Origin of the sequence: Streptomyces katrae (assembly GCF_000966975.1) — a bacterium.
In the GTDB taxonomy this organism is placed as follows: Bacteria; Actinomycetota; Actinomycetes; order Streptomycetales; family Streptomycetaceae; genus Streptomyces; species Streptomyces katrae.
In genome coordinates, this window is record NZ_JZWV01000652.1 from 1 (window position 1) to 12,173 (window position 12,173).

At 75.1% G+C, this 12,173-nt stretch carries 10 protein-coding genes and 1 pseudogene; 5 read left to right on the plus strand and 6 right to left on the minus strand.

Annotation, left to right across the window (positions count from 1 at the left end; translation table 11 throughout):
• From VR44_RS23155 to VR44_RS23170, 4 genes and pseudogenes are all read right to left on the minus strand, one after another.
• Positions 1 to 761, minus strand: a 761-nt coding sequence (locus VR44_RS23155; RefSeq protein ID WP_045949501.1) for an SDR family NAD(P)-dependent oxidoreductase, incomplete at its 3' end; no start/stop codon positions are given.
• 32 nt (positions 762 to 793) lie between these two features.
• On the minus strand, positions 794 to 1,606 hold the full coding sequence (locus VR44_RS23160; RefSeq protein WP_045949502.1) for an Fpg/Nei family DNA glycosylase: 813 nt from the start codon (positions 1,604 to 1,606) through the stop codon (positions 794 to 796).
• 10 nt (positions 1,607 to 1,616) lie between these two features.
• Positions 1,617 to 2,444, minus strand: a complete 828-nt coding sequence (locus VR44_RS45215) for a hypothetical protein (RefSeq protein WP_052713784.1) — start codon at positions 2,442 to 2,444, stop codon at positions 1,617 to 1,619.
• A gap of 191 nt (positions 2,445 to 2,635) precedes the next feature.
• Positions 2,636 to 7,202: pseudogene (locus VR44_RS23170) on the minus strand (ATP-dependent helicase).
• Between the two features lie 80 nt (positions 7,203 to 7,282).
• Here VR44_RS23170 and VR44_RS23175 point away from each other — a divergent pair.
• From VR44_RS23175 to VR44_RS23185, 3 genes are all read left to right on the plus strand, one after another.
• A complete protein-coding gene (locus tag VR44_RS23175) occupies positions 7,283 to 8,137 on the plus strand; it encodes an AraC family transcriptional regulator (protein WP_045949503.1) in 855 nt (284 codons plus the stop codon).
• A gap of 129 nt (positions 8,138 to 8,266) precedes the next feature.
• A complete protein-coding gene (locus VR44_RS23180) occupies positions 8,267 to 8,998 on the plus strand; it encodes an AzlC family ABC transporter permease (protein ID WP_045949504.1) in 732 nt (243 codons plus the stop codon).
• Positions 8,995 to 9,303 (plus strand): AzlD domain-containing protein, encoded by a 309-nt coding sequence (locus VR44_RS23185; RefSeq protein ID WP_045949505.1) that lies wholly within the window; start codon positions 8,995 to 8,997, stop codon positions 9,301 to 9,303. The genes VR44_RS23180 and VR44_RS23185 overlap by 4 nt, the downstream gene beginning before the upstream one ends.
• Before the next feature lie 31 nt (positions 9,304 to 9,334).
• Here the strand turns inward: VR44_RS23185 and VR44_RS23190 are convergent, their stop codons facing one another.
• On the minus strand, positions 9,335 to 10,276 hold the full coding sequence (locus VR44_RS23190; RefSeq protein WP_045949506.1) for a hypothetical protein: 942 nt from the start codon (positions 10,274 to 10,276) through the stop codon (positions 9,335 to 9,337).
• Positions 10,277 to 10,356: 80 nt separating this feature from the next.
• On the opposite strand from VR44_RS23190, the gene VR44_RS23195 reads away from it, so the two are divergent.
• Entirely contained in the window at positions 10,357 to 10,551 is a 195-nt protein-coding gene (locus tag VR44_RS23195; RefSeq protein WP_045949507.1) for a DUF3046 domain-containing protein, read from the plus strand.
• 339 nt (positions 10,552 to 10,890) lie between these two features.
• Positions 10,891 to 12,006, plus strand: a complete 1,116-nt coding sequence (locus VR44_RS23200) for an AI-2E family transporter (RefSeq protein WP_045949509.1) — start codon at positions 10,891 to 10,893, stop codon at positions 12,004 to 12,006.
• On the opposite strand, the gene VR44_RS23205 is transcribed toward VR44_RS23200, so the two are convergent.
• Positions 11,960 to 12,173: Clp protease N-terminal domain-containing protein (locus VR44_RS23205; RefSeq protein WP_045949508.1), on the minus strand; the 214-nt coding region annotated here is incomplete at its 5' end. The two genes, VR44_RS23200 and VR44_RS23205, sit on opposite strands and share 47 nt — an antisense overlap.

Below are 12,173 nucleotides of genomic sequence, written 5' to 3' on the forward strand. Positions count from 1 at the left end.
ATCGACACCCCTCCGTTCGGCCGAAGGATCTGGCCGGTCATGAAGGACGAGGCGTCCGATGCCAGGTAGAGCACCGCGTGGGCGATGTCCTCGGGTTCGCCGACCCGGCGCAGCGGGGACATCCGGATCATGGCGGCCTCGGTCTGCTCCTGGGCCTCGGGGGTGTGGCGGGCGGTCATCGGGGTGCGGATCCATCCCGGGGCGACGGCGTTGACGCGGATGCCGTGGGGGCCGCTCTCGGTGGCGAGGGTCTTGGTGAGCTGCACCACGGCGGCCTTGGCGGCGCTGTAGCAGAGCAGGCCTGGCTGGGCGGCGTCCACGGCGCCGGAGGCCATCGTGACGACCGAACCGGGGCGGCCGGCGGCGATCATCGCCCGGACGGCCTCCTGGCAGGTGCGCAGGACCCCCTTGAAATTGATGTCCAGGACCCGGTCGAGGTCCTCGTCGGTGGTGTCCAGGACGCTGCTGGTGTGCATGACCCCGGCGATGGCGGCCGTGATGTCGAGCGGTCCGGCCGCGGCGACGGCGGCCCGCAGGGCGGCGCGGTCGGTGACGTCGAGGGGGTGGGCGGTGGCGGTTCCGCCGGCCTTGGTGATCAGGGCGGTGGTCTCGGCCAGTCCCCGCTCGTCGCGGTCCGCGCAGTGCACGGCCGCGCCCGCGCCGGCGAGCAGGAGGGCGGTGGCCCGGCCTATGCCGGCGGCGGCCCCGGTGACGAGTGCGGTGCGGCCGGTGAGCTCGTACGCGGTGATGGGTGTGGGCATGCCAGGACGGTACGAGCGGATCTGACGGCCCGTCAATTGGTCGGGGTGTCCGGGGTGGGGCCGGACTGGCAGCGGGGGCACCAGTAGGTGGGGCGGTCGTCCTGGGGGGCTTCGCGCACGGCGGTGCCGCAGCGCAGGCAGGGGCGGTGGGCACGGCCGTAGACGAACAGCTCGCGGCCGGGGCGGTGGCTTCCGGTGGTGTTGCGGGGGCCGCCGTGGCCGGTGTTCGCGGCGAGGAGGCGCTGGGCGGCGGCCGCGATGCGGACGGCGGTGACCTCGGGGTCGGGGAGGGCGCCGACCGGGGTCCAGGGGGTGACCGCCGCGAGGAAGCAGAGCTCGGACTTGTAGATGTTGCCGATGCCCGCCAGGTTCCGCTGGTCGAGCAGGGCCTCGCCGAGGGGGCGGCCGGGGGTGGCGAGGAGGTTCCCGGCGGCCCGGCCGGCGTCCCAGTCGGGTCCGAGGAGGTCGGGTCCCAGATGGCCCACGGCCCGGTCCTCCTCGGCGGTGCGCAGCAGTTCGAGGACGGGGAGGCGGTAGCCGACGGCGGTGGCGTCCGCGGCGGCCAGGACGGCACGGATCTCGTAGGAGGGGCCGCCCCGCCATTTCTCGGCGGGGCCGAAGACGTACCAGGCGCCGTCCATGCCGAGGTGGCTGTGGAGGGTGAGGCCGCCTTCGAGGCGGGCGAGGAGGTGCTTGCCGCGCGGGGTGACGTCCAGGGTGGTGCGGCCGGCGAGATCGGCGGTGGCGAAGCGGGGGACGCGCAGGTCGGCGTGGGTGAGGGGCTTGCCCGCGAGGGCGGCGTGCAGGCGGGCCGCGACGCGGTGGACGCTGTCTCCTTCGGGCATGGGGCCATTGTCACGCCGCCCGGGGCCGGGAACGCGGAACCCCCCGGGCGGGGTGGCCGCCGCGGGGGGTTCGCGCGATCAGGAGGGGCCCGGTGGGGCCGCCCGTCACTTCCAGGTCAGGCCCTTCTGGGCCGGCTTGTTCAGGTTGTTGTACGGGTCGCCCCAGTACTCGGCGCCGGTGACCTTGGCGCCGGTCGGCGCGAGGGCGACGGCGCAGGAGGCCTGGGTCTTGCCGGTGGTGAAGCCCGACGGCAGGGACTCGTTCGGGCACTTGTCGAACTTGCCGGCGATCAGCAGGACGCCGGACTCGGCGCCGCCGTCGAGCAGGCCCTTGATCGAGCAGGCCCTTGATGTGGCCGACGGAGGCGAAGGACAGGTCCGTCGTGCCGGTGTTCTTGGCCGTGTAGTGGATGTAGAAGGGCGTCTGGCCCTTCACCTTGTCGGCGACGTTCAGGGACGCCAGGTCGGCCGGGTTGCCCGCCTCGATGCTGGTGACCGTGAGGGCGAGCTGGCCGCTCTTGCTGCCGGAGGTGAACGGGATGGTCGCCGCCTGGCCGATCTTGAAGGACTGGCCGGACGTGGCCACCGCGCCGCCACCGGCGGGGGCGCCGGAGGCGCCGTCGTAGCCGCCCGCCGAGGCGCCCGGGGCGGCCGAGGAAGCGCCGCCCGCCGGAGGCGTGGCGTAGCCGTCCGCCGGGGCGGACGCCGCGGAGGACGGGGCGGCCGGGGCCGCGGGAACCTCTTCGTTGCCGTCCTTGCAGCCCGTCAGAACCAGGGTTCCGGCCACGGCGAGGCCGGCCGCGGCCAGGGTGGTCTTGCGCATGCTGATGGAGCTCACTTTTTTCTCCCCCATGACTGTGTACCGCCAATGCGGTGCCTGTGATCACCTTTGATAAGCCATGGATAAGCGCCAGTGCCAGCTGAGGAGCGGCTGGCAGCGGTTTCGTGACATGGCCAAGACATACGTATCTGAGTCGAGACCGGAGCGAGTTCAAGCCGTTTCCCCGGTCGTAACCCTCCGGTCACCCCCTAGTTGCGCAGCCGCAGCCCCCTCGGGGTGGCGTGGAAGCCGGCCGTCTCCAGAGCCTGGCCGACGGGGGAGGTGAGGGCCGCCGCGGCGTTGATGCGCTCCACCGTCAGGTCCGGCAGGGTGCCCGAGCGGGAAGCCGTCACCAGGGCCGCGGTGGCCGCCGCGAGGCGCGGGTCACCGGGCTCCGGCCAGGCCAGCAGGGTCTTGCCGCCGCGCTCCAGATAGAGCGTGAGCTCGCCGTCGACCAGCACCACGAGGGAGCCCGCCTTGCGGCCCGGCTTGTGGGTGGCTCCGGCCGGGGGCTCGGGCCAGGGAAGGGCCGCCCCGTACGCGTTCGCGGGATCGGCGGCGGCCAGGACCACCGCCGCCAGCGGGGGCGGGTTCTTCTCCGCCGCGCGCAGCCGGTCGACCGCGCCGTCCATCGCGAACTGGGCCGCGCCCAGCCCCTCCACCACATAACCCCGCCGGGCCTGCCCGCTGTCCTCGAACGCCGACAGGATCCGGTACACCGCGCTGAAGCCGCCCTCGACGCCCTCCGCCGCCACCGCCCCCCGCGTGACCACCCCGTGCCGGTCGAGGAGGGTGCGGGCCAGGGCGTGCGCCCGCTGGGTCGGCTCCGGGGCGGGCGCCGGGAGCAGCGACCAGCGGCCCGAGACCGTCGGCGGGCCCGTACGGGAGACGGTCGCGCTCAGGCTGCCGTACCGGCCGCGCGGGACCGTCCGGCGGGCCCGGTGGGCGGTGGCGCCCGCCGTACGGCCCGAGCCCAGCAGGGAACGCAGCGGAGCCAGGGTGTCGTTGGTCAGCCGGCCCGACCAGGCGAGGTCCCACAGGACGGAGGACAACTCCACGTCCGTGGCCTCGGGATGACGGGCCCGCACGGATTCCGTGAGCTGACGGAAGAACAGGCCGTACCCGCCCGACAGGGCGTCCAGCACCGCCTGGTGCAGCGGGCCCAGCTCCAGCGGGTGCGGCTCGGGGAGCAGCAGCGGAGCCGCGTCCGCCAGGTACAGGGAGATCGGCCCACACCACCTCGCCGGTGGTGGTCAGTTCGTCCAGCAGGGCCGGCGCGTACCCGGCGACCCGCGAGGGCAGGATCAGCCGCTCCAGCGCCGACGCCGGCACCGGGGCGCCCTGGAGCTGCTCCACCGCCCGCGCCAGCCCGTCGATCCCGCGCAGCCCGCCGCCCAGGTGCTGCCACTGGGGCAGGAAGGTGGCCAGTGAGGCCGGCGGTACCGGCTCCAGCTCCTGCCGCAGCGCAGCCAGCGAGCGGCGCCGCAGCCGGCGCAGCACCGCCGCGTCGCACCACTCCTGGCCGATGCCCGCCGGATGGAACTCGCCCTGCACCACCCGGCCCGCCGCCGCGAGCCGGTGCAGGGCGCCCTCGGTCACCGCCGCGCCCAGGCCGAAGCGGGCGGCGACGGCGGCCGTGGTGAACGGGCCGTGCGTACGGGCGTAGCGGGCCAGGAGATCGCCCAGCGGATCCTTGACCGGCTCCGTGAACGCCTCCGGGACCCCCACCGGAAGGGCGGTCCCCAGGGCGTCGCGCAGCCGGCCCGCGTCCTCGATCGCCGCCCAGTGCTCCGCGCCCCCGATCCGCACCCGGATCGCCCGGCGCGCGGCCTCCAGGCCGGCGGCCCAGCCCGGCTCCGCCCCCCGCTCCGCCAGCTCGGCGTCGGTCAACGGGCCCAGCAGGCGCAGCAGGTCGGCCACCGACTCGGCGTCCTTCGCCCGCCGGTCCTCCGTCAGCCACTGCAGCTCCCGCTCCAGCTCCTCCAGCACCTCGGCGTCGAGGAGCTCGCGCAGCTCCGCCTGGCCCAGCAGCTCCGCCAGCAGCCGCGAGTCCAGCGACAGCGCCGCCGCCCGCCGCTCGGCCAGCGGCGAGTCGCCCTCGTAGAGGAACTGGGCCACGTACCCGAACAGCAGGGAACGGGCGAACGGCGAGGGCTCGGGGGTGGTGACCTCCACCAGGCGGACCCGGCGCGCCTCCACGTCCCCCATCAGCTCCGTCAGGCCCGGCACGTCGAACACGTCCTGAAGGCATTCGCGCACGGCCTCCAGCACGATCGGGAACGAGCCGAACTCGGATGCCACCTGGAGCAGTTGCGAGGCCCGCTGGCGCTGCTGCCACAGCGGGGTGCGCTTGCCGGGGCTGCGGCGCGGCAGCAGCAGGGCGCGCGCCGCGCACTCGCGGAACCGGGAGGCGAACAGGGCCGAGCCGCCCACCTGGTCCGTGACGATCTGGGCGACGTCCCCCTGGTCGAAGGCGACGTCGGCCGCGCCCAGCGGGGCCTGCTCGTCGTCGAACTCGAACGACGGCGGCCGGGCGGGATCGTGGTCGAGGAGGTCCAGGTCCATGGAGAGCAGGTCGGCGTCCGGCAGGCGCAGCACGATGCCGTCGTCGGCATGCATCACCTGGGCGTCCATGCCGTACTTCTCCGCCAGCCGGGCGCCCAGGGCCAGCGCCCACGGCGCGTGCACCTGCGCGCCGAACGGGGAGTGCACCACGACCCGCCAGTCGCCCAGCTCGTCACGGAACCGCTCCACCACGATGGTCCGGTCGTCCGGCACGTGCCCGCAGGCCTCCCGCTGCTCCGCGAGGTACGCCAGGACGTTGTCGGCGGCCCAGGCGTCCAGCCCCGCCGCCAGCAGCCGCAGCCGGGCGTCCTCCTCGCCGAGCCCGCCCAGCTCCCGCAGGAACGCGCCCACCGCACGGCCCAGTTCCAGCGGGCGGCCCAGCTGGTCGCCCTTCCAGAACGGCAGCCGGCCGGGCACCCCGGGGGCCGGGGTCACCAGGACCCGGTCGCGGGTGATGTCCTCGATCCGCCAGGAGGTCGTGCCCAGGGTGAACACGTCGCCCACACGGGACTCGTAGACCATCTCCTCGTCGAGCTCGCCGACCCGGCCCCCGCCCTTCTTCGGGTCGGCGCCGGCCAGGAAGACGCCGAAGAGCCCCCGGTCGGGGATGGTGCCGCCGGAGGTCACCGCCAGGCGCTGCGCACCGGGCCGGCCCGTGACCGTCCCCGCCACCCGGTCCCACACCACCCGGGGTCTGAGCTCCGCGAACGCGTCCGACGGATAGCGGCCCGCGAGCATGTCCAGCACCGAGGTGAACGCCGACTCCGGCAGCGCCGCGAAGGGCGCCGCCCGCCGCACCAGCGCCAGCAGGTCGTCGAGCTGCCAGGTGTCCATCGCCGTCATCGCCACCAGCTGCTGGGCCAGCACGTCGAGCGGATTGGACGGGATCCGCAGGGACTCGATCGCCCCCGTGCGCATCCGCTCCGTGACCACGGCCGCCTGCACCAGGTCCCCCCGGTACTTGGGGAAGACCACCCCGGTGGAGACCGCCCCCACCTGGTGCCCCGCCCGGCCCACGCGCTGGAGACCCGACGCCACCGACGGCGGCGACTCCACCTGCACCACCAGGTCCACGGCACCCATGTCGATGCCCAGCTCCAGGCTGGACGTCGCCACCACGGCCGGCAGCCGGCCCGCCTTGAGGTCCTCCTCGACCAGCGCCCGCTGCTCCTTGGACACCGAGCCGTGGTGCGCGCGGGCCAGCAGCGGCGGGGCGCCCTGCGCGGCACCCGACTGGGCCATGATCTCCGCCGGGGGCGGCGCACCCTCGCCGAGCAGCTCGCCCGTGGCCCGCTCGTAGGCGATCTCGTTGAGCCGGTTGCACAACCGCTCCGCGAGACGGCGGGAGTTCGCGAACACGATCGTGGACCGGTGGGCCTGCACCAGATCCGCGATCCGCTCCTCCACATGCGGCCAGATCGACGGCTTGTCGCCGCCCTCCCGGCCCTCCGTGGCGGGGGAGCCGCCCAGTTCGCCCATGTCCTCCACCGGGACGACCACCGACAGGTCGAACTCCTTGGCCGACGGCGGCTGCACGATCTCCACCCGGCCGCGCGGCGCGAGGTAGCGGGCCACCTCCTCCACCGGCCGCACCGTCGCCGACAGCCCGATCCGGCGGGCCGGGCGCGGCAGCAGCTCGTCCAGCCGCTCCAGCGACAGGGCCAGATGGGCGCCGCGCTTGGTCCCGGCGACGGCGTGCACCTCGTCCAGGATCACCGTCTCGACCCCGGACAGGGCCTCGCGGGCCGCCGAGGTCAGCATCAGGAACAGCGACTCCGGCGTGGTGATCAGGATGTCGGGCGGGCGCAGCGACAGGGCCCGGCGCTCCGCGGCCGGGGTGTCCCCGGAGCGGATCCCCACCCGCACGTCCGGCTCGGGCAGCCCCAGGCGGGCCGACTCCTGCCGGATCCCCGTCAGCGGGCTGCGCAGATTGCGCTCCACGTCCACCGCGAGCGCCTTCAGCGGCGACACGTACAGCACCCGGCAGCGCTTCTTCGGCTCGGCCGGCGGCGGCTGCGAGGCCAGCCGGTCCAGGGCCGCGAGGAAGGCGGCCAGCGTCTTGCCGGAGCCGGTCGGCGCCACGACCAGCACGTCCGACCCCTCCCCGATGGCCCGCCAGGCGCCCTCCTGCGCGGAAGTGGGCGTACGGAAGGCCCCCGTGAACCACGAGCGGGTCGCGGGGGAGAACGAGTCGAGCGCAGCGCCTGCCATGCCCCCATCGTGCACCCGGCCACTGACAACCGGCCGGACCTGGGCAAACGCCCGGCGGAACGGGGGCGCAGAATGAGGGGATGGGGAAGGAGACGGGGACGCGGGAGGACGGGCCGGGCGGCCGGGAGTGGGCCCGGCACTGGCGCTACCCGCAGCTGCCGGGACTGGACCTGCTGCGCGCCCACTACGTCCGCCACACCTTCCCGCGCCACGCCCACGACGGGTACGTCATCGCGGCCGTCACCGGCGGCATCGAGGAGATCGGCATGCCCGCCGGCACCCTGCGGGCCGGACCGGGCAGCGTGGTGCTGATCAACCCGGAGGTGCCGCACAGCGCGCGGGCCGGGGAGCCCGAGGGCTGGGCGTACTCCACCCTCTACCCCTCCCGGGAGCTGATCACCGAGGTGGCCGCCGAGATCGGCACCCTGCGCGGCACCCCCGGCTTCACCGCCGAGATGGTCCTCGACGGGCAGGGCGCGAAGCTGATCACCGACGTGCACCGGGCCGCCGAGACCGGCAACGCCCTGGCCGCCGACACGCTGCTGCGGGCCGTGGTGGCCCGGATGCTCAGCAGGCACGCCGCTCCGCTGCCCGCCCGCACGGTGGCCCGCGCCGGGGGCACCGACGCCGAGCGCGCCCGCGCCGTGCTGGAGGAGCGGATGGCCGCGCCGCCGTCGCTGGAGCAGCTCGCGACGGAGCTCGGGACCAGCCCGTTCGCCCTGCTGCGGGCCTTCCGGGAGCGGTACGGGATGCCGCCGCACACCTGGCTGACCGATGCGCGGGTGCGGCGGGCGCGGAGGCTGCTGGACGCCGGGGCCGCGCCGGCGGAGGTGGCCGTCGCCGTCGGCTTCACCGACCAGCCGCACCTGAACCGGCACTTCACCCGGATCGTCGGCGTCCCCCCGGGCGCCTACCGGCGGGCGCGCGCGCTCTAGGGGGTGCGCGGCTGCTCGGGGGTCCGGTGCGCCGCCGGGGCTGAGGCGCGGGCCGGGCGTGCAAGAACGTACAAGACCCGGCCGGGCCGCCCCGCCTACCTTCGCCCGGTGGGAACAGAACAGCTGGTGATGAGAGAGGCCCCCGAAGGGGCCGGAGGGCGGCCGCGGGCCGCGGTCGTACGGGACGCCCTCGGCGTCGGGGTGGCCGTGGGCCTGTCCGGGTTCGCGTTCGGGGTGACCGCCGCCGGGGCCGGGATGAGCGTGCTCCAGGCCTGCGTGCTGAGTCTGCTCGTCTTCACCGGCGCCTCGCAGTTCGCGCTGGTCGGAGCGCTCGCCGCGGGCGGGAACCCGTTCACGGCCGCCGCCGGGGCCTTCTTCCTCGGTACCCGCAACGCCTTCTACGGGCTGCGGCTCTCCCAGCTGCTGGCGCTGCCGAAGGCCGTGCGGCCGTTCGCCGCGCACTGGGTGATCGACGAGACCACCGCCGTGTCCCTGGCCCAGCCCGACCGCAGGTCGGCCCGGCTCGGGTTCACCGTCACCGGGCTCACCCTGTACCTGCTGTGGAACCTCACCACCCTCCTCGGCGCGCTCGGCGCCGAGGCCATCGGGGACACCGCCGCCTGGGGGCTGGACGCCGCCGGTCCCGCCGTGTTCCTCGCCCTCCTCGCACCCATGCTCAAGAGCACCACCGAACGGGCCGTCGCCGGGCTCGCGCTCGTCCTGGGGCTGGGCTTCCTGCCCGTCCTGCCCGCCGGGGTGCCCGTACTGATCGCCGCGCTGGCCGCGCCGGCCGTGCTGTGGCTGAAGGGCAGCCGGTCGCCGCAGGACAGCCGCCGCTCGCCGAAGGGAGGACGTCCGTGAACGTCTGGATCGCCATCGGCCTCACGGCCGCCGGATGCTACGCCGTCAAGCTCGCCGGACTGCTCGTGCCCGCCGGGGCCCTGGAGCGGCCCGCGGTGCGCAGGCTCTCGGCCCTGCTGCCGGTCGCGCTGCTCGCGGCGCTCACCGCGCAGCAGACCTTCAGCACCGGCCACGACCTCGTGCTCGACGCCCGGGCCGCCGGGCTGGCGGCCGCCGCCGTGGCGCTGCTGCTGCGCGCCCCGTTCCTGGTGGTGGTCGGGGCCGCGGTGGTGGTCACCGCCGGAGTGCGGGCCCTGGGCGGCTGAACACCCGGTGCAGGGGGTGTTGCGACACCCCCTAGCCCGCCGGGCGCCCGTACGCCCGCAGGGTCAGCAGGGCCTCGATGGTGGCGATCGGGCGCCGCTCCAGGGTGCTGCCCGGGGCCCAGGCCCGGCGCCGCACCGGCCAGCCGCCGTCCGGCTGCTGCTCCGCCGCGAGGAAGTCCAGCGAGCGCCCCATCTCCTCGTCGGTGAACCAGCTCCGGGCCGCCGACTCCGGCCGCCGCGCGTAGTCGTACGGGAACAGCAGCTCGCCCGGTGCGTAGCCGGGGGAGAGCGGGTACTCCTCGCGGCGGGCCGGGTCGAGCACCGCCAGGCGCCGCTCCCGCACCAGCCGGCCCAGCCGGTCCGCGGCCGCCGCGGCGCGGGCCCGGTCGGGAACGCCGTCGAGGAAGGCCACCGCGCCCTGGACCTCGTACGGATGCGGGTGGCGCAGGCCCTCGACCCGCTCCCAGCAGAACTCCGTCGCCCGGAACAGCCAGGCGTCCCAGATCCGGTTGCGGTGCAGCACCCCCACGACCGGGCCCGTGGTCACCAGCTCGGCCGGCGGGTCGTCGCCCGCCGGGTGCCAGGGCGCGGCGGGATGGCCGCGGGGGGCCGGGACGGCCAGCGGGAGCGCGCCCTCCGGGGTGGAGATCCGGGTCAGGTGGCGGCAGAGCCGCTCGATGCGCCGGCCGGAGCACCGGCCGAGGCCGTCGAGGATCCGCAGGGCGTGCGCGGTGTGCAGGGGCTGGCTGAGCGGACCGCGCAGGTCGGGGTCCAGGGCGTGGCCGTAGCCGCCGTCCTCGCCCAGGTAGGAGCCGAGGGCGGTGTCGACCGGATCGGCGTCCCCGCCGAGGAAGTGGTACGCGAACCGGCGCTGCTCCAGCACCCGGGCCGTGAGCCAGATGAACTGCTCGGCGCGGGCCAGCGAGGCCGTGGCGGCCGCGGGGGCCGGCGCGGAAGCTTCGTCTCCAGGCATGCGAGCCACCGTAGGCCCGCGGCCCGCGGCGGAGGGCGGCAACGGGAAGGGTGCACTCTCCGGAGCGGGATACTGGACGCATGCGGTTGACGATTTTCTGGGAGCGGATGGCGGAGCACTTCGGTGCGGCCTACGCGGACTCCTTCGCGAGGGACCACGTCATGTCCGAGCTCGGCGGGCGCACGGTCCACCAGGCGCTGGAGGCGGGCTGGGAGACGAAGGACGTGTGGCGCGCCGTGTGTGCGGCGATGGACGTGCCCGCCTCCCTGCGCTGACACCGCGCGCGGCCCCGCCCGGCGGGTGCCGCGCGCCTGCCGTGCGGGGGCCGCCGGCTTCGTGGTTCGTGCGGCCGGTGGGACAGACTGGTCGGCGTGGCAGCGACAGACGAGACGACCGACCGGCCCGGAGACCCGCAGGGCCGGCCGTTCCCCGCCCAGCCCGTGGCGGCGGACCACCCCCCGGCCCCGGCGGAGCAGCCCGCTCCGGCGCCGGGCGGGGACGCGGGGTCCCGGATCCCTTCCCCGGGTACCGACCCGGCGGAGCCCGCAGGCGGCCCGGGCGGCGGTCCCGAGGGGCCGTCCTCCGGTACCGGCCCGGCGCGGGGGGAGGCGCGGATGCCGCGCTGGCTGCCGCGCGCGGTGGTCCTCGTACTGGCGCTCGTCGCGTGTTTCCAGCTCGGCAGCTGGGCCTTCCACCAGCTGATCGGGCTGCTCGTCAACATCCTGATCGCGTTCTTCCTGGCGCTGGCGATCGAACCCGCCGTGGCCAGGATGGCGGCCCGGGGCATGCGCCGCGGGCTCGCCACCTTCCTCGTCTTCCTGGGTGTGTTCGCCGCGGCAGCCGGGTTCCTGGCGCTGCTCGGCTCGATGCTCGCCGGGCAGATCGTCGACATGGTGGAGGGCTTCCCCCACTACCTCGACATGGTGATCGACTCGATCAACCGCACCTTCCACACCGAGCTGTCCCGGCTGGAGATCCAGGACAGCCTGCTGCACTCCGACTGGCTGCAGAAGTACGTGCAGAACAGCGCCAGCGGGGTGCTCGACGTGTCCGCCACCGTGCTCGGCGGGCTCTTCAGGCTGCTGACGGTCGGCCTGTTCTCCTTCTACTTCGCCGCCGACGGCCCCAGGCTGCGGCGCGCCCTGTGCTCCGTGCTGCCGCCGGCGAAGCAGTCGGAGGTGCTGCGGGCCTGGGAGATCGCCGTCGCGAAGACCGGCGGCTACCTGTACTCGCGCGGGCTGATGGCGCTGGTCTCCGGCATCGCCCACTACGTGGTCTTCGTGGTGCTCGGGGTGCCGTACGCGCCCGCGCTCGCGGTGTGGGTGGGGCTGGTCTCCCAGTTCATCCCCACCATCGGCACCTATCTGGCGGGCGCGCTGCCGACGCTGATCGCGTTCACCCTCGATCCCTGGTACGCGGTGTACGTGCTGGGGTTCGTGGTGGTCTACCAGCAGTTCGAGAACTACGTCCTCCAGCCGAAGCTCACCGCCAGGACGGTGGACATCCACCCGGCGGTGGCCTTCGGTTCCGTCATCGCGGGGACCGCCCTGCTGGGTGCGGTCGGGGCGCTCATCGCGATCCCGGCCGTGGCCACCCTTCAGGCCTTCCTCGGCGCGTACGTGAAGCGGTACGAGGTGGCGGGCGAGGCCGGCGGGTCGGCCGGAGGGCAGGCGGCCGGGGAGGCTACTGCTGCCCGTCCGCGCCGAGTACGGCTGCCAGGGCTTCGGTGACGGCCGACTCGGCGGCGGCCTTGTCGAGGCCGAGCCCGCTGAGGGTGCCCTCGCCGTTCTCCAGCTCCAGCAGCGCGAGCAGGATGTGCTCGGTGCCCACGTAGCCGTGGCCCAGGCGCAGGGCCTCGCGGAAGGTGAGCTCCAGGGCCTTCTTGGCGTTGGCGTCG

Bases quoted from the DNA above. Each gene is read 5' to 3' on its own strand.
- VR44_RS23175 (WP_045949503.1), top strand. From the start codon at position 7,283: ATGGGGAAGGAGACGGGGACGCGGGAGGACGGGCCGGGCGGCCGGGAG.
- VR44_RS23200 (WP_045949509.1), top strand. From the start codon at position 10,891: ATGCCGCGCTGGCTGCCGCGCGCGGTGGTCCTCGTACTGGCGCTCGTC.
- VR44_RS23195 (WP_045949507.1), top strand. From the start codon at position 10,357: ATGCGGTTGACGATTTTCTGGGAGCGGATGGCGGAGCACTTCGGTGCG.
- VR44_RS23180 (WP_045949504.1), top strand. From the start codon at position 8,267: ATGAGAGAGGCCCCCGAAGGGGCCGGAGGGCGGCCGCGGGCCGCGGTC.
- VR44_RS23190 (WP_045949506.1), bottom strand. From the start codon at position 10,276: ATGCCTGGAGACGAAGCTTCCGCGCCGGCCCCCGCGGCCGCCACGGCC.
- VR44_RS23160 (WP_045949502.1), bottom strand. From the start codon at position 1,606: ATGCCCGAAGGAGACAGCGTCCACCGCGTCGCGGCCCGCCTGCACGCC.